Below are 15,198 nucleotides of genomic sequence, written 5' to 3'. Positions count from 1 at the left end.
CCCCCCTGTCACTGGAGCCAGCATGGACGAGTTCCACATCCCTTTGCGCGTCGAGGTCGATCCCTCGAAGAACCTCAACGACCTGCTCGCCGCCCGGGTCGCGAGCACGCCCGACGGCGTCCTCGTCGAGCACAAGACGCACGAGGGCGGCCCGTGGATCCCCCTGACCTCGCGGGAGTTCGACGCGGAGATCGTCGCCGTGGCCAAGGGTCTCGTCGCACGAGGCGTGCAGCCCGGTGACCGCGTCGGCATCATGTCGCGCACGCGGTACGAGTGGTCGCTGATCGACTGGGCCGTCTGGGCCGCGGGCGCCGTGCCGGTCCCCCTGTACGAGACGTCGTCGGCCGAGCAGGTCCTGTGGATCCTCACCGACGCGGACGTCTCGCTGCTCGTCGTCGAGACCGCAGCGCACGCCGCGGTCGTCGACGAGGTCCGCGCCGATGCGCACACCCTGCGCGAGGTCCTGATCCTCGACGACGGTGCGATCGACACCATCGTCACCGGCGGAGCGAGCACGTCCGACGAGGAGATCACCCGTCGCCGCGGCCTCGCGGTGCTCGACGACGTCGCCACCATCATCTATACGTCGGGGACGACGGGCCGGCCGAAGGGTGTCGAGCTCACGCACGGCAACTTCTACCTGCTCACCGTGAACGCGGTCGAGGACATCAACGAGGTGTTCGCCGAGCCCGGCGCGCGCACGCTGCTCTTCATGCCGCTCGCGCACGTGTTCGCCCGGTTCATCGAGGTGCTCTGCATCCCCGCCGGCGCCGTCCTGGGCCACAGCCCCAGCACCGCCACCCTCATCGACGACCTCGGCTCCTTCCGGCCGACGTTCATCCTCGCGGTCCCCCGGGTGTTCGAGAAGGTCTACAACTCCGCCGAGCAGAAGGCTGCCGCGGGCGGCAAGGGGTCGATCTTCCAGCGGGCCGCGAAGACGTCGATCGTCTACTCGCGCGCGCTCGACAACCCGCACGGCCCGAGCCTCTGGCTGCGCCTGCAGCACAAGGTGGCGGACGTGCTGGTGCTGCACCGCCTGCGCAACGCGCTGGGCGGCAACGCGCGGTGGGCCGTCTCGGGCGGCGCTCCGTTGGGCGAGCGGCTCGGTCACTTCTACCGCGGTCTCGGCCTCAACGTGCTCGAGGGCTACGGACTGACCGAGACCACCGCACCCGCGACCGTGAACCGCCCCGGACGCGGCACCAAGATCGGCACGGTCGGCATCCCCCTGCCGGGCAGCGGCGTGCGCATCGCCGAGGACGGCGAGGTGGAGCTCCAGGGCATCCAGGTGTTCCGCGGCTACCACAACAACGAGGCGGCGACCGCGGAGGCCATGCACGACGGGTGGTTCCGCACGGGCGACCTCGGGTCCCTGGACGACGACGGCTACCTGCGGATCACGGGTCGCAAGAAGGAGATCATCGTCACGGCCGGCGGCAAGAACGTGGCCCCCGCCGTGCTCGAGGACCGTATCCGCGCGCACCCGCTCATCAGCCAGGTGGTCGTGGTCGGTGACCAGCGCCCCTTCATCGGCGCGCTCATCACCCTCGACCCCGAGGGCGTCCCCGGCTGGCTGTCCGCGCACGGCAAGCCGGCGATGACGCTCGCCGAGGCGGCCAAGGACGCGGACGTCCTGGCATCCCTGGACAAGGCGGTCGAGAAGGCGAACAAGGCGGTCTCCCGGGCGGAGTCGGTGCGCAAGTACCGGATCCTCGAGTCGGACCTCACCATCGCCAACGGCTACCTCACGCCGAAGCTGAGCATCCGTCGCAACGAGGTGCTCAAGGACTACGCCGGCGAGATCGACGCCCTCTACGAGGGCCCGGCGGGAGACTGACGGCTCACACCGCGCGCACCAGACGCAGGGGCGGGACGAGACCCGACGCCGCGAGCACGCCGATGGCGTGCTGCTCCGCTGCATCGAGCTCGACCGCCCCTGCGGCGGTCGCGACAGGCATCGCCTCGGGCGTCGTGGTGCGCACCGGGATGGTCAGGAAGGTCACGACGCAGTCCGCGCACGCGGCCCCGCGCTCCGTGCAGGTGTCGCAGTCGATGATCATGCCGGGGACGCTAGCCACGACCACCGACACACTCGCGGTCAGAGGCGCTGCAGGCGCGCGACCAGCGTGCTGGACGGCACCACCCAGGCGCCCGCGGCCTCGACGTCGCGCACGACCTCCTGGTCGCTGGTCACGACGACGAGCACCCGGCCGGGAGGCTCGGCGTGCACGAGGCGTCGGATGAGGTCGTCGGCGATCTCCCCCACCGCGAAGAGCACCCGGACACCGCGCGCGTACCCGCCGGGCGGGTGCTGCTGACCCTCCTGGCCGTCGAAGCAGCACGTGACCTCGGCGCCGGTCCGGGCGGCCACCTGCGCGAGCCCGTCGACGAGCCGACGCCTCTGGTCGGCCAGCGACAGCTCCCCGAACCCGGACTTCGAGACGTTGTACCCGTCGACCATCAGGTGCGCCCACGGCTGACGCAACAGCTCGTCCAGCAGCTCCGGGTCCTCGACCGACCGCCCGCGCGAGCCCGGCCGCACCGCCGTGCGCTCCGTGGGCGGACTGACGAGGTCGGCCGGCAGGTCCGCGACCGGCGGCAGCGCGAGCTCGGAGCGCAGCCCGCTCGCGGCGTCGACGATCGTGTCGAGGAGGAGGCGGACGCGGACGTCGGCGAGCTTGCGGGCCGCCCGCAGCTCCGCCCGGGCCGCCGTGCGCTCGGCCTGCGCCGCCCGACGTTCCTCGACGGCCCGCCGGAGGTCGTCGGCGGCGCGTGCGTGGGCGAGCTCCGCCGCGTCCTGGGACGCGCGCGCCTCCTCGGCCGCGCGGCGCCCCTCGCTGCGCGCTCGGTCCGCGTCGGATCGCAGCCGTCGCAGCTCGCGCTGCAGCGCTCCGAGCTGCTCCTCGGCGGCTCGCGCCTCGTCGCGGGCCGCCGCGGCGTCCGCCCGGACCCGCTCCACCTCCGCCTGGGCGCGCGCCAGCCTGGCCTGCGCCTCCGCACTCACGGCGCCGACCGGCGACTCCTCCGCAGGCATCAGCTCCTGCCACCCCGAGCCCAGGAGCCACGCGCCGACCGCGGCCTGTACCGACGGCTCAGCCGGCTCCGGGGCGTCCGGAGCCACCTGGGCGGCCAGCTCGGGGTTCGCCTGCGTCCACACGCGCGCCACCCGTGCCCGGTACGCGTCGTCCTGCAGAGCGCTCCACAGCGGCCCCGCCCCCGCGGTCGCGCGTCGACGTGGGGCGAACCGGTGGACGGCGCGCAGCGAGGGGGGGACCTCGACGGGCTCCGTCGTCCCCAGGACGTCGGCTGCCACCTGCACCAGCGCCGTCCGCAACGTCGTCGGCACCTCGGTGGCGTCGTCGCCGGTCCCGCGTTCGCCGCTCATGACCAGCACCCTAGGTGCCGCGGGCAGTCGACGCCGGGACCCGGCCCGGCGGCCACCGGATGAGGGGTGACCGCCAGGCCGGGTCCGCCGCGACGTCAGGGGGTCGTGACCCCCAGGACGTACGCGCCGGAGCCGGAGTACGCGTCGACGACGTACCGGTAGGTGCCGGCGGTGCCGGAGTAGGTGAACGCCTCGTTGGGCGACGACGTCGTCCCCCGTGCGACCGTCGACCAGGCGGTCCCGCTCCGCTTCTGCAGGTAGAGGTCGAAGTCGGCGCCGGTCGGACCTGCGAGGCAGAGCCGGAACGTGCCGCTGCGGGTCACGCTCACCGAGCCACCCGAGGGCTGGGCCACGGCGGAGCCGGAGGAGAGGGTGCCCTGGTAGGTGGCCGCGTAGCCCGAGCAGGACGTCGTCGGGGGCGGGGTGGTGCCGCCTCCCCCGGTGGTCAGCGTGAGCCCGTAGGCGGACAGGATCTCGTTCACCGGCTGGAAGTAGGTGGTGCCGCCGGAGGAGCAGTTCCCGGACCCGCCGGACGTCACGCCCTGCGCCTGGTTGCCGGCGATGAGGGAGCCTCCGGAGTCGCCGGGCTCGGCGCACACGTTGGTACGGATGAGCCCGCTCACCGTGCCCTCGGCGTAGGTCACGCTGGCGCCACGGGACTGGATCGTCCCGCAGTGCCAGCCGGTGGTCGATCCCGACCGGCAGACCGAGGCGCCCACCGCGGCGTCGGTGGACCCGGCGACGGAGACCCGGCTGCCGTTGTACTGGTTGACCGCGCCGATCGGGGTGTTGCCGGCGGCGGCGCCGATCCACGAGTAGTCGTTGCCCGGGAAACTGGAGCCCCGGAACGTCCCGGTCGGCGTCGCGGTCGTCGCCCCGGTCTGACCGCAGTGGCCCGCGGACACGAACCCGCCCGTGACGGAGAAGCCGACGGAGCAGCGGCTGGTCCCGCCGATCGTGTAGGCGTTGCCGCCGACGATGTCGATGAAGGTCCTCGGCGCCTCGGCCGTCGGCTGGAACGTCACCGAGTCCGCCGGCACCCCGGCCCGCTCGACGAGCCGGCGTGCGGCGGTCTCGCCGCCTGCGCGCACCGACACGACGACCGAGTTGGTCGTGACGTCGACGTACCAGCTCGGCACGGCCGCGGCAGCCTCGGCGGTGGTCGCGTCGAGCGAGGACTGCCACTGCTCGAGGTCGGCGAGCGTGTGGTCGACGACGACGGCCTGCGCACCGGCCGCCTGCACGGTCGAGGCGGCACCTCCGTCGGCGACGCCGACGTACAGCACGTTCTTCGTGGGGTCGATCCAGGCGCCGGCGTACGTGGCTCCCAGTCGTGCCTTGAGCACGCGCTGCTTCCCGGCGGCGTCCGCCTGGAAGGTGAGCCGCTTGGCGGCAGCGGACGGGCTGAGCCCGAGGTCGCGCTCGAGCGCCTTCTGGATCGCGGGGTCGACCTTCTGCTGGATGCCGAGCTCCTGCGGGCTCGTGGATCCGGGGTCGGATGGTGCGGCAGTCGATCCGACCGCCAGCGGTCCGGCGAGGAGCGCGCCGGCCGCACAGGCCGTCACCGCCGCCCTCCAGGTGTGTCGCGTCATGTCCGTCGTCCCTCCGTCGTCACATCGGCCGGTAGGCCGTCAGTCACACTAGGCGTGACGGGAGTCGAAGAACAGATCACTCGGTGGGCATAGCACCGCGGTTATGCCCTGGAGGCGGCCAGCCAGTCGAGGAACCGGGGGCTGCTGCGGCTCACGGCCTCGGCGTGGGCGCGGACGGCGGCCTCCACGATGCCGTCGACCGGCAGCGGGGGCGCCTCGTCGTGCCAGCCCACGTGGTGCGCCCACTGCAGCGGCACGCCCGCCAGGGGGACCACGCAGACCCCGGGGGTGTCGGGGAACGTCGGTTGCACCAGGGCGACACCGTGACCCGCCCGGACCAGGTCGACGCACGCCGCCCGGTCGGCCTCGCTCACCTTGCCCGGAGTGAACCCGGCCCGCGCGCAGGCGGTGACGAAGCAGCGCTGGAAGCACCCGGCGCCGGACACCCCGAGCCAGTCGGCGTCCGCGAGGTCCGTGAGCGCGACGACCGCCCGGGTGGCCAGCGGGTGGTCGTCCGGGACGAGCACGAACACCGGGTCCGTGCTCACCCGCCACCACCGGACACCGCCCGCCGTCGGCGGTGACGCGTTCCCGCACATGCCGACCAGGGCGATGTCGAGCGTCCGCGCCGCCAGCTGCGCCGAGACGCCGTCGACGTCCGGCAGCGTGACGCTGGTGACCTCGGCGTGCAGTCCGGACACCAGGTGGTTGACGAAGAGCCCACCCAACGCCGTGGCCGCCGTGCCGACCCGCACCGACCGCGCCTGCTTGTCCCGGCCGGCCACGATCCGGTGCGCGTCCTCGACCAGCGCGGACATCGCCGGGAGCAGCACCTTGGCGCGGCTGAGCACGAACTCTCCGAGGGCGGTCGGCCGCGCGCCCCTCTGGTCACGCGTGAACACCGCCGCTCCGAACGTGCGGTCGATCCGGTTGAGCTGGGCCGTGAGGGCGGGCTGGGTGAGTCCGAGGGTCGCGGCCGCGCGGGTCACCGAGCCCTGTTCCGCGACGGTGACGATCAGACGGAGGTGGCGCAGCTCGAGCTCCATCCGGCGAAACTATCGACCCGCCACCGTCGTGGGGAGACATACGGCCAGGTCGCGACGCACCGGGGCAGGAGCCGAGTCGTGTCGGTGCCCGTGGGTAGCGTCCCAGCCATGTCGTCCGTCCGCCGCCTGCGCCCCGTCTGGGCGGACGCCACCCCGGACCCGGCCGCGCGTCCGGTGCAGCAGACGCTGGACGACCTGGGCACCCCGTTGTCGGACGTCACGTTCGTCGTCGTGGACCTCGAGACCACGGGCGGCACCCCGGCGGACTGCGCGATCACCGAGATCGGTGCCGTCAAGGTGCGCGGCGGCGAGGTGATCGGCGAGTTCCAGACGCTCGTGGACCCGGGCGGTCCCGTGCCGGCCTTCATCCAGGTGCTCACGGGCATCACCACGACGATGCTCATCGGGGCGCCGCCGATCGAGGAGGTGCTGCCCAGCTTCCTCGAGTTCTCGCGCGGGTCCGTGCTCGTCGCGCACAACGCCCCGTTCGACATCGGCTTCCTCAAGGCAGCCGCCGCCCGGACGGGTCACGCCTGGCCGGGCAACAAGGTGGTGGACACCGTCCGGCTCGCGCGCCGGGTGGTCACGCGCGACGAGGCCCCGAACCACAAGCTGTCCACCCTCGCCTACCTGTTCCACGCCACGGTCACGCCCAACCACCGGGCCCTCTCCGACGCCCGCGCGACGGTCGACGTGCTGCACGCGCTGCTGGCGCGCCTGGCTCCCCTGGGCATCACCCACCTCGAGGACCTCGCCACCGCCACGGACCCCGTGCCGGAGGACGTGCGCCGCAAGCGCACCCTCGCGGACGGCCTGCCGGACGGGCCGGGCGTCTACCTGTTCCGGGGACCCGGCGACGAGGTGCTCTACGTCGGCACGTCCACGACGTCGCTGCGCCAGCGCGTCCGCTCCTACTTCACGTCGGCGGAGAAGCGCAGCCGGATGATCGAGATGGTCCGCGTCGCGCAGCGCGTCGACCCGATCCCGTGCGCGACCCCCTTGGAGGCGCGCGTCCGAGAGCTCCGCCTCATCGCCGCCCACTCCCCCCGGTACAACCGCAGGTCCCGGTTCCCCGAGCGCATGCCGTGGGTCCGCCTCACCTCCGAGCCCTACCCGCGCCTGTCGGTGGTCCGGGAGGTCAAGGACGGCGACGGCACGACCTACATCGGACCGTTCTCCTCCGCGTCGACGGCCCAGCTGGCCGTGGAGGCCCTGCACGAGACGTTCCCCATCCGGCAGTGCACCCGCAAGCTCCCCCTCGTGGCCGCGCCCGGCTCGTCGGCGTGCGTGCTGGTCGAGATGGGCAAGTGCGGAGCCCCGTGCACCGGTCACCAGGGACCGGCCGGCTATGCGGAGGTCGTCGACCGCGTCCGGCACGCGATGGTCGCCGACGCCGCCCCCGTGGTCGAGGCGCACGCCGACCGGATCGCGTGGCTGGTGGCGCAGGAGCGGTTCGAGGAGGCCGCGACCGTCCGGGACCGCCTCGGCGGCTTCCTGCGTGGCGCGTCACGAGCCCAGCGGTTCGCCCCGCTCGCCACCTGCGCCGAGCTGGTGGCCGCTCGACGTGCCGACGACGGCGGGTGGGAGCTGGTGCTCGTGCGGTTCGGACGTCTCGCAGGGACCGCACGGGTGGACCGGCGAACCGACCCGCGGCCCGCCATCGCCACCCTCCAGGCCACCGGCGAGCAGGTCGAGCCCGCCGTCGCTCCTGCCACGGCCGCGCACCCGGAGGAGACCGACCTGATCCTCGCCTGGCTGGAGAAGCCGGGGGTCCGCCTCGTCGCGGTCGACGTGCCGTGGGCGTGCCCCGTGCGATCGGCCGAGGCGCTGGGAGACCCGGCGACCGCCGTCGCGACGCTGGTCAGACCGCGACTCGCCCCCGAGCCGGACGGCCTCGTGGTCCACCTGCCCCGGGTGGGCGCGGAACGCGAGCTCGACGTCGTCGAGGCGCGGCCGGTCAGGCTGGAGCTCGACGACGCGCAGGTCATCCCGTTCAGCATCCACCCGCCGCGCACGGCATGATGACGAGCATGCTGACCGCCATCGTGCTCATCGACTCGGACGCCGCGAGGATCCCGGAGGTCGCCGCCGCGATCGCCGAGCTCCCCGGAGTCAGCGAGGTCTACTCCGTCACCGGAGAGGTCGACCTCATCGCCATGGTGCGTGTCCGCGAGCACGACGACCTGGCCGACGTCATCGCGGACAAGGTGAGCAAGATCGAGGGCGTCATCCGCACGCAGACGTACATCGCGTTCCGGACCTACAGCCAGCACGACCTCGAGCAGGCGTTCGCCCTCGGTCTGGAGGACTGACGTGGAGCGCAGCGGAGGCTGAGGGCGCGGGAGCGTCACTCGGCCGGAGCGAGCGCGAGGTCAGCACGAGGACTAGCTCAGCGCGCGCTCGCCGCCCTCCAGCGCGCCAGGACGTCCGCCGCAGCCCCGCTGTCCAGCGACTGCCGCGCGTGCCCGCTCGCTGCGACCAGACGCTCCACGAGCGTCCCGACGCCGGTGCCGGGCAGCGTGCCGTCGGCGACGAGCGCCGCGGCCGTGTTCAGCACGACGGTCTCGCGCACCGGGCCGGTCTCCCCGCCGAGCAGACGCCGCGCGACGTCGGCGTTGTAGTCGGCCTTCGCGCCCCGCAACGAGTCGAGCGCGATGCGAGGCACGCCGAGGTCGGCCTCCCAGTCGATGACGGACTCCGTCACGTCGCCGCCGCGGACCTCCCACAGCCGGGTGGGACCCGTCGGAGCGATCTCGTCGAGACCGTCCTCCCCGCGGAAGACCATCGCGCTGACCCCGCGCTGGGCCAGGACACCCGCCATCAGCGGCGCCATCCGTGCGTCCGCCACGCCGATCGCCGCGGATCCGGGCTGCGCCGGGTTGGTGAGCGGGCCGAGGAAGTTGAACGCCGTGCCGACGCCGAGCTCGGTGCGCGCGGCCGCGGTGTGGCGGAACGACGGGTGGAACACCTGCGCGAAGCAGAAGGTGATCCCCACCTCCGTGGCGAGCTCGGCGACGCGCGCCGGCGGGTGGTCGAGCCGGATGCCGAGCGCTTCGAGCACGTCGGCCGACCCGGACGACGACGAGGCCGCCCGGTTGCCGTGCTTGACGACGGTGATGCCCGCCCCCGCGATGACGAGGGCCGACATGGTCGAGATGTTCACGGTGTGCGATCGGTCGCCGCCGGTGCCGACGATGTCCAGCGTGCGCCCGGGCACCTCGATCCGGACGGCGTGCGCCAGCATCGTGTCGGCGAGGCCCGTGAGCTCGTCGACCGACTCGCCCTTGGTCTTCAGACCGATGAGGAACGCGGCGACCTTGGGGGTCGAGGCCGCGCCGCTCATGATCTCGGACATCGCCCACGACGTCTGGTCGATCGTGAGGTCCCGCCGGGCCGTGAGCGTCGCGAACAGGTCCGGCCAGGTCGGGGCGTCGGTCATCGGATGACGGCCTGCGCCTCGACGATCGCCGCGACCGCGCCGTGCAGCTCGACCGGGTCGAGCGGCCGGCTGACCACGGCGTCGGCGTTCGACCAGGACGCCAGCCACGCGTCCTGCGGGCGACCGGTGAGCACGAGGGTCGGCGGGCACCGGAAGATCTCGTCCTTGAGCTGCCGCGCCAGGCCGAGGCCGCCCACCTTGTCCGCCTCGCCGTCCAGGATCAGCAGGTCCAGCCCACCCGACTCGGTCTGCGCGATGACTGCGGCGGCGGTGGCCACCTCGACCCACTCGATGTCGGGCGCGCCGCGCCGGAGCCGCCGGCCGACGGCGAGCCGCACCTGCGCGCGGGCGTCGACGTCGTCGCTGTACAGGAGGATCCGCGGGCCGGTGGTGGCTGCGTTGTCGGGGTGCGCCGTGCTCATGGAAGTCCCTCACTCGTCGTCGACGTGCGTCCGTCCGGAATTCTGGCACGGGTGGTCCCGCCTCGGTGGTCAGGCCCGCCACAGCACGTCCGGGACGCATAGCACGGAGGCCACGACGCGCCGCGCGTCGAGACGCGTCCAGGGCGCTGCGCGCGGCCGTCGACGCACGCCAGATCCGCGTGATCTCCGGCCGTGGGCTCGCGCGCGACTCCTCGGATCCTGACGGTGTGACATTTACCTGTGGCCACGCTGAGGGCCTAACGTCCCATGCGGGGGCGTCATCAGCCATAATGACGATCGTGTCGACCGCAACGGCTGCCCCGCGCACCAGCCCCCACGTGAGCGTCAACCGACCGAACCCCGTGTCGGTAGGGACGATCGTCTGGCTGGCCAGCGAGCTCATGTTCTTCGCCGGCCTCTTCGCCATGTACTTCACGCTGCGTGGCGCAGCGCCGGAGGCCTGGGCGGAGAACACCCCGAAGCTCAACATCACCTTCGCCGCGATCAACACCACGGTGCTGGTCCTGTCGTCGGTGACGTGCCAGATGGGTGTGTGGGCCGCGGAGCGGTTCCAGCCCGTGCGCACCGGCTCCCTGCTCCAGGTGAACCGCTGGGGCATGAACGAGTGGATGGCCCTGACGTACCTCATGGGCGCCTTCTTCATCGGCGGCCAGATCTTCGAGTACGCCGAGCTGGTGCACGAGGGGCTGACCATCGCGTCGAGCCCGTACGGATCTGTCTTCTACCTGACGACCGGGTTCCACGGTCTGCACGTCGTCGGCGGCCTGCTCGCCTTCCTCTTCCTGCTCGGTCGCTCGTTCAGCGCCAAGCGGTTCGGCCACCACGAGGCCACCTCCGCGATCGTCACGTCGTACTACTGGCACTTCGTCGACGTCGTGTGGATCGCGCTCTTCGCGGTGATCTACCTCCTGAAGTAGCCGGCGCCGGGCTCACGGGCCCGTCGCTCCCAGACCCCCATCCCCCACGTGCGAGACGAGGATCGATCCGTGAAGGCACTCGCAGCCCGCAGGCAGGATCGGCGTGCGCCGATCGTGCTGCTCCTGCTGGCGCTGCTGCTCACCGGTGGCCTGTACGCGGTGCTGGCACCGACGTCGGCCGATGCCGCGCCTGTGAAGGCGAGCACCAACGACATCGCGACCGGCGAGAAGCTGTTCCAGGCCAACTGCGCCACCTGCCACGGACCGTCCGCGTCCGGCACGGAGAGCGGCCCGTCCCTCATCGGCGTGGGCGCCGCGGCTGTCGACTTCCAGGTCGGCACGGGTCGCATGCCCATGCAGATGAACGGGCCGCAGGCCCAGGTCAAGCCCGTGCAGTTCGACCAGGAGCAGATCAACCAGCTCGCCGCGTTCGTCGCGTCGCTGGGTGTCGGTCCGGCCATCCCCACCGCGGAGCAGGTCGACCCGGCCCTCGGTGACGTCGCCAACGGCATGCTGATCTTCCGCACCAACTGCGCGATGTGCCACAACGCCGTGGGTGCGGGCGGCGCGCTCTCGCAGGGCAAGTTCGCACCGAACCTCTGGGCGACCACGCCCACCCACCTGTACGAGGCCATGCTGACCGGCCCGCAGTCGATGCCCGTGTTCAACGACGCGAACATCACGCCCGAGGAGAAGCGCGACATCATCGCGTTCATCGACCAGCAGGGCGGCACCTCCCCCGGCGGGCTCGACCTCGGCGCCCTCGGCCCGGTGAGCGAGGGCCTCTGGGCCTGGGTCGTCGGCATGGGCCTGCTCATCGGCGCAGCAGTCTGGATCGGAGCGAAGTCCTCGTGAGCAACCACGACACTGGCCACGAGGCCGGCAACGAGCTCGTCACGCACGCGCCCGGCGCGCTGCCCGACAAGTTCGAGGACCCGGGTCACCCGGCGCACCACGATCGTCTGGGCGACAACGACCCGAAGGCGAACAAGAAGGCGGAGCGCCAGGTCGTCGTGCTCTTCGCCGTCTCCGTGCTCGCCACGCTCGGCTTCCTGGTCGCCTACTTCACGCTCCCCCCGGGCGAGACGCCGGAGTCGATGCTGCGCTCGAACCTGGCCCTCGGGCTCGGTCTCGCCCTGTCCCTGCTGGGCATCGGCCTCGCCGCCGTCCACTGGGCCAAGGCGCTCATGAACGACCACGAGAAGTCCGAGGAGCGGCACGTCCAGCGCAGCTCCGACGAGAACCGGGCCGGCGCGGTCACCGCCCTCAAGGACGGCGCTGCGGACTCGGCCATCGGTCGGCGCGGCGTGCTCCAGGGCGCCATGATCTCGGCGCTCGCCCTGTTCCCGCTGGCGATCATCGTGCCCATCGTCGGCAACGTCGGTGGTGACTGGAACGTCTCGAAGTTCCGGCACACGATGTGGAAGAAGGGCACCAAGCTCGCGACGGACCCGACCGGCCGGCCCATCAAGGCCGCGGACGTGACCATCGGCTCGGTGTTCCACGTCATCCCCGAGGACCTCGACGAGGCGGAGCACCCGCTGGACGAGAAGGCCAAGGCCGTCGTCCTGCTGGTCCGGCTCGACCCGGCCGACCTGAACGAGGCCGAGGACCGCAAGGGCTGGTCCTACGACGGGATCGTTGCCTACTCCAAGATCTGCACCCACGTGGGTTGTCCGGTCGCGCTGTACGAGCAGCAGACCCACCACCTCCTGTGCCCGTGCCACCAGTCGACGTTCGACGTGGCCAACGGAGCGAAGGTCGTGTTCGGACCGGCGAAGCGGCCTCTGCCGCAGCTGCCGATCACCGTCGACGACGAGGGCTACCTGATCGCGCAGAGCGACTTCACGGAGCCCGTCGGCCCGAGCTACTGGGAGCGTCTCAAGTGACGACCACAGCCACCCCGACCCCGGTCGAAAAGCTTGCCGCGGGAACTGCGGACTACCTGGACCAGCGCACCGGCGTCGGCACGTTCGTCAAGACGTTCGCGCGCAAGATCTTCCCCGACCACTGGTCGTTCCTGCTGGGCGAGATCGCGCTGTTCAGCTTCATCACGATCCTGATCTCCGGCGTCTTCCTCACGCTCTTCTTCGTGCCCAGCATGAACGAGGTGCACTACGACGGGCCGTGGGAGGCGATGCAGGGCGTCCAGATGTCCGAGGCGTTCGCCTCGACGTTGCGCCTCTCGTTCGAGGTGCGCGGTGGCCTGCTCATGCGGCAGATCCACCACTGGGCCGCCCTGATCTTCATGGCCGCGATCGTCACGCACATGATGCGCGTGTTCTTCACCGGGGCGTTCCGCAAGCCGCGCGAGGTCAACTGGGTGGTCGGCTTCACGCTGCTCATCCTCGGCCTGGCAGCCGGCTTCTCCGGGTACTCGCTCCCGGACGACGTGCTCTCCGGCAACGGCCTGCGCATCACCGACGGTGTGGTCCGGTCCATCCCGATCATCGGCAGCTACACGTCGTACTTCCTGTTCGGCGGCGAGTTCCCCGGCCAGGCGCTCATCCCCCGCCTGTTCACGGTGCACATCCTGCTGGTGCCCGGGATCATCCTGGCGCTCATCGGCCTGCACCTGTTCTTCGTCGTCCTGCACAAGCACACGCAGTACCCGGGCTCGGGGCGGTCGGACAAGAACGTCGTCGGCTACCCGCTGTTCCCGATCTACGTGGCGAAGGCCGGCGGCTACTTCTTCACCGTGTTCGGCGTCATCGCGCTGATGGCGGCGACGATGTCGATCAACCCCGTCTGGAACTACGGCCCGTACGACCCCTCACCGGTGTCCGCGGGAGCCCAACCCGACTGGTACATGCTGTTCCTCGAGGGATCCCTGCGTCTGATGCCAGGGTTCACCGAGTTCGTCGTGCTCGGGTTCACGGTGTCGCTCAACGTGCTGATCCCGGCCATGGTGGTGCCGGGCATCCTGTTCACGCTGCTGGCCGCGTACCCGTTCATCGAGGCGTTCGCGACCGGTGACAAGCGCGAGCACCACGTGCTCGACCGCCCGCGCAACCGACCGTTCCGGACGGCGTTCGGCGTCTCGCTGCTGACCGCGTTCTTCATCCTCGTGCTGGCCGGGTCCAACGACCTGATCGCGACGCACTTCCGCCTGTCGATCAACGACATCACGTGGGTGTTCCGCGTGCTGATCTTCGTCGGGCCGGCGTTCGCGTTCTGGGTGACCAAGCGGATCTGCCTCGGCCTGCAGCGCAAGGACCGCGAGCTCGTCCTGCACGGTCACGAGACCGGCCGCATCGTCCGGTTCGCCAACGGTGAGTACATCGAGGTGCACAAGCCGCTGGACGCCCACGAGCGCTGGCTGCGGGTGCAGCACGACGCCATCCGTCCGCTGGAGATCGAGCCGGCCGAGGACTCCCGCGGCGTGCGGCGCAAGGGCTACGCGCTCGACCGGATGCGCCAGCGCCTCTCGCAGACGTTCTACGAGGACCGCATCGAGCCCGTCACGCCCGCCGAGCTGGCCGCGTCGCACTCGCACGGCGAGCACGACGCCGTGGGTCCGGCCGACGAGCACGCACCGGCCGCCCTGACCGGTGCCGTCGGTGGCGGGCAGCACCTGGTGGATCCGCAGGATGAGACGACGCCCGACGGGCGGAATCGCTGATCCTGAGCAAGAGTTGACCGTGGAGTCGGGCGGCTCGCCGTAACGGCGGGCCGCCCGTTCCTCTGTACAGAGCGGACCGCGGCATGCGGTCCCAGACCGACGCAGGAGAGGTGTACTCACGCATGGCTGACTACTCGCTTCCGGATCTGCCCTACGACTACGCGGCCCTCGAGCCGCACATCTCGGGCCGGATCATGGAGCTGCACCATGACAAGCACCACGCCGCGTACGTGACCGGCGCCAACACCGCGCTGGAGAAGCTCGCCGCCGCCCGCGCGGCCGACGACTTCGCCGCCGTGAACCTGCACGAGAAGAACCTCGCGTTCAACCTCGGTGGTCACGTCAACCACTCCGTGTTCTGGCAGAACCTCTCCCCCGACGGCGGCGACAAGCCCACCGGGGAGCTGGGCGCCGCGGTCGACGAGTTCTTCGGCTCGTTCGAGGCGTTCCAGAAGCACTTCGCCGCCAACGCCCTCGGCATCCAGGGGTCGGGCTGGTCGATCCTCGCGTGGGACTCGATCGGTCAGAAGCTCGTGATCGTGCAGCTGTACGACCAGCAGAGCAACATCGCCCTCGGCCTGGTCCCCGTCGTCGTCCTCGACATGTGGGAGCACGCGTTCTACCTCGACTACGTCAACGTCAAGGCGGACTATGTCAAGGCGTGGTGGAACATCGTGAACTGGGCTGACGCCGCCGCGCGGTTCGACCGCGCGCGCACCCAGACCGCGGGGCTCATCGTCGCCGTCTGACGACC

General features: G+C 71.6%; 14 protein-coding genes. 8 read left to right on the top strand and 6 right to left on the bottom strand.

The features are described 5' to 3' along the window. Positions 1 to 22: 22 nt before the first annotated feature. Entirely contained in the window at positions 23 to 1,837 is a 1,815-nt protein-coding gene (locus tag AC1DXT_RS13145) for an AMP-dependent synthetase/ligase (protein WP_477061756.1), read from the top strand. 4 nt (positions 1,838 to 1,841) lie between these two features. Here the strand turns inward: AC1DXT_RS13145 and AC1DXT_RS13140 are convergent, their stop codons facing one another. From AC1DXT_RS13140 to AC1DXT_RS13125, 4 genes are all read right to left on the bottom strand, one after another. Further along, positions 1,842 to 2,060 carry a hypothetical protein gene (locus AC1DXT_RS13140; RefSeq protein ID WP_477061755.1) on the bottom strand — a complete coding sequence of 73 codons (219 nt, stop codon included), beginning with the start codon at positions 2,058 to 2,060 and terminating at the stop codon, positions 1,842 to 1,844. 38 nt (positions 2,061 to 2,098) lie between these two features. Further along, positions 2,099 to 3,385, bottom strand: a complete 1,287-nt coding sequence (locus AC1DXT_RS13135; protein ID WP_477061754.1) for an NYN domain-containing protein — start codon at positions 3,383 to 3,385, stop codon at positions 2,099 to 2,101. Positions 3,386 to 3,480: 95 nt separating this feature from the next. Continuing rightward, entirely contained in the window at positions 3,481 to 4,977 is a 1,497-nt protein-coding gene (locus AC1DXT_RS13130) for a S1 family peptidase (protein ID WP_477061753.1), read from the bottom strand. Between the two features lie 101 nt (positions 4,978 to 5,078). Then, positions 5,079 to 6,023, bottom strand: coding sequence for a LysR family transcriptional regulator (locus tag AC1DXT_RS13125; RefSeq protein ID WP_477061752.1), 945 nt, complete (start codon positions 6,021 to 6,023; stop codon positions 5,079 to 5,081). Between the two features lie 108 nt (positions 6,024 to 6,131). Between AC1DXT_RS13125 and AC1DXT_RS13120 the strand changes: the two genes are divergently transcribed. Then, the gene (locus AC1DXT_RS13120) at positions 6,132 to 8,045 is read left to right on the top strand and encodes a DEDD exonuclease domain-containing protein (protein WP_477061751.1); all 1,914 of its coding nucleotides are present in this window, start codon (positions 6,132 to 6,134) and stop codon (positions 8,043 to 8,045) included. A gap of 8 nt (positions 8,046 to 8,053) precedes the next feature. Then, the gene (locus tag AC1DXT_RS13115) at positions 8,054 to 8,335 is read left to right on the top strand and encodes an Lrp/AsnC family transcriptional regulator (RefSeq protein ID WP_056090625.1); all 282 of its coding nucleotides are present in this window, start codon (positions 8,054 to 8,056) and stop codon (positions 8,333 to 8,335) included. 77 nt (positions 8,336 to 8,412) lie between these two features. Here AC1DXT_RS13115 and trpD read toward each other — a convergent pair whose 3' ends face one another. Together trpD and AC1DXT_RS13105 are read right to left on the bottom strand one after the other, a co-directional pair. Continuing rightward, the gene (gene trpD, locus AC1DXT_RS13110) at positions 8,413 to 9,462 is read right to left on the bottom strand and encodes an anthranilate phosphoribosyltransferase (protein ID WP_477061750.1); all 1,050 of its coding nucleotides are present in this window, start codon (positions 9,460 to 9,462) and stop codon (positions 8,413 to 8,415) included. Continuing rightward, positions 9,459 to 9,884 carry a hypothetical protein gene (locus AC1DXT_RS13105; protein ID WP_477061749.1) on the bottom strand — a complete coding sequence of 142 codons (426 nt, stop codon included), beginning with the start codon at positions 9,882 to 9,884 and terminating at the stop codon, positions 9,459 to 9,461. Before AC1DXT_RS13105 ends, trpD begins: the two co-directional genes overlap by 4 nt. 290 nt (positions 9,885 to 10,174) lie before the next feature. Here AC1DXT_RS13105 and ctaE point away from each other — a divergent pair, with 290 nt between their 5' ends. The 5 genes from ctaE (at position 10,175) to AC1DXT_RS13080 (ending at position 15,193) form a co-directional block, all read left to right on the top strand. After that, on the top strand, positions 10,175 to 10,822 hold the full coding sequence (gene ctaE, locus AC1DXT_RS13100) for an aa3-type cytochrome oxidase subunit III (protein WP_477061748.1): 648 nt from the start codon (positions 10,175 to 10,177) through the stop codon (positions 10,820 to 10,822). 69 nt (positions 10,823 to 10,891) lie between these two features. After that, positions 10,892 to 11,677 carry a cytochrome bc1 complex diheme cytochrome c subunit gene (qcrC, locus tag AC1DXT_RS13095; protein WP_477061747.1) on the top strand — a complete coding sequence of 262 codons (786 nt, stop codon included), beginning with the start codon at positions 10,892 to 10,894 and terminating at the stop codon, positions 11,675 to 11,677. Then, positions 11,674 to 12,711, top strand: a complete 1,038-nt coding sequence (gene qcrA, locus AC1DXT_RS13090; RefSeq protein WP_477061746.1) for a cytochrome bc1 complex Rieske iron-sulfur subunit — start codon at positions 11,674 to 11,676, stop codon at positions 12,709 to 12,711. Before qcrC ends, qcrA begins: the two co-directional genes overlap by 4 nt. Then, entirely contained in the window at positions 12,708 to 14,444 is a 1,737-nt protein-coding gene (qcrB, locus tag AC1DXT_RS13085; RefSeq protein WP_477061745.1) for a cytochrome bc1 complex cytochrome b subunit, read from the top strand. The genes qcrA and qcrB overlap by 4 nt, the downstream gene beginning before the upstream one ends. 122 nt (positions 14,445 to 14,566) lie before the next feature. Further along, positions 14,567 to 15,193 carry a superoxide dismutase gene (locus AC1DXT_RS13080; RefSeq protein ID WP_421734079.1) on the top strand — a complete coding sequence of 209 codons (627 nt, stop codon included), beginning with the start codon at positions 14,567 to 14,569 and terminating at the stop codon, positions 15,191 to 15,193. Positions 15,194 to 15,198 lie beyond the last annotated feature (5 nt).

Source organism: Cellulomonas sp. P1_G12_2 (assembly GCF_056405535.1).
The sequence above is the reverse complement of the archived record's forward strand: the minus strand, read 5'-3'. Positions and strand labels throughout refer to the sequence as shown.

Excerpts from the sequence above, each read along its gene's own strand:
- AC1DXT_RS13145 (WP_477061756.1), top strand. The coding sequence starts at position 23 with ATGGACGAGTTCCACATCCCTTTGCGCGTCGAGGTCGATCCCTCGAAG.
- AC1DXT_RS13140 (WP_477061755.1), bottom strand. The coding sequence starts at position 2,060 with ATGATCATCGACTGCGACACCTGCACGGAGCGCGGGGCCGCGTGCGCG.
- AC1DXT_RS13135 (WP_477061754.1), bottom strand. The coding sequence starts at position 3,385 with ATGAGCGGCGAACGCGGGACCGGCGACGACGCCACCGAGGTGCCGACG.
- AC1DXT_RS13130 (WP_477061753.1), bottom strand. The coding sequence starts at position 4,977 with ATGACGCGACACACCTGGAGGGCGGCGGTGACGGCCTGTGCGGCCGGC.
- AC1DXT_RS13125 (WP_477061752.1), bottom strand. The coding sequence starts at position 6,023 with ATGGAGCTCGAGCTGCGCCACCTCCGTCTGATCGTCACCGTCGCGGAA.
- AC1DXT_RS13120 (WP_477061751.1), top strand. The coding sequence starts at position 6,132 with ATGTCGTCCGTCCGCCGCCTGCGCCCCGTCTGGGCGGACGCCACCCCG.
- AC1DXT_RS13115 (WP_056090625.1), top strand. The coding sequence starts at position 8,054 with ATGCTGACCGCCATCGTGCTCATCGACTCGGACGCCGCGAGGATCCCG.
- trpD (WP_477061750.1), bottom strand. The coding sequence starts at position 9,462 with ATGACCGACGCCCCGACCTGGCCGGACCTGTTCGCGACGCTCACGGCC.
- AC1DXT_RS13105 (WP_477061749.1), bottom strand. The coding sequence starts at position 9,884 with ATGAGCACGGCGCACCCCGACAACGCAGCCACCACCGGCCCGCGGATC.
- ctaE (WP_477061748.1), top strand. The coding sequence starts at position 10,175 with ATGACGATCGTGTCGACCGCAACGGCTGCCCCGCGCACCAGCCCCCAC.
- AC1DXT_RS13080 (WP_421734079.1), top strand. The coding sequence starts at position 14,567 with ATGGCTGACTACTCGCTTCCGGATCTGCCCTACGACTACGCGGCCCTC.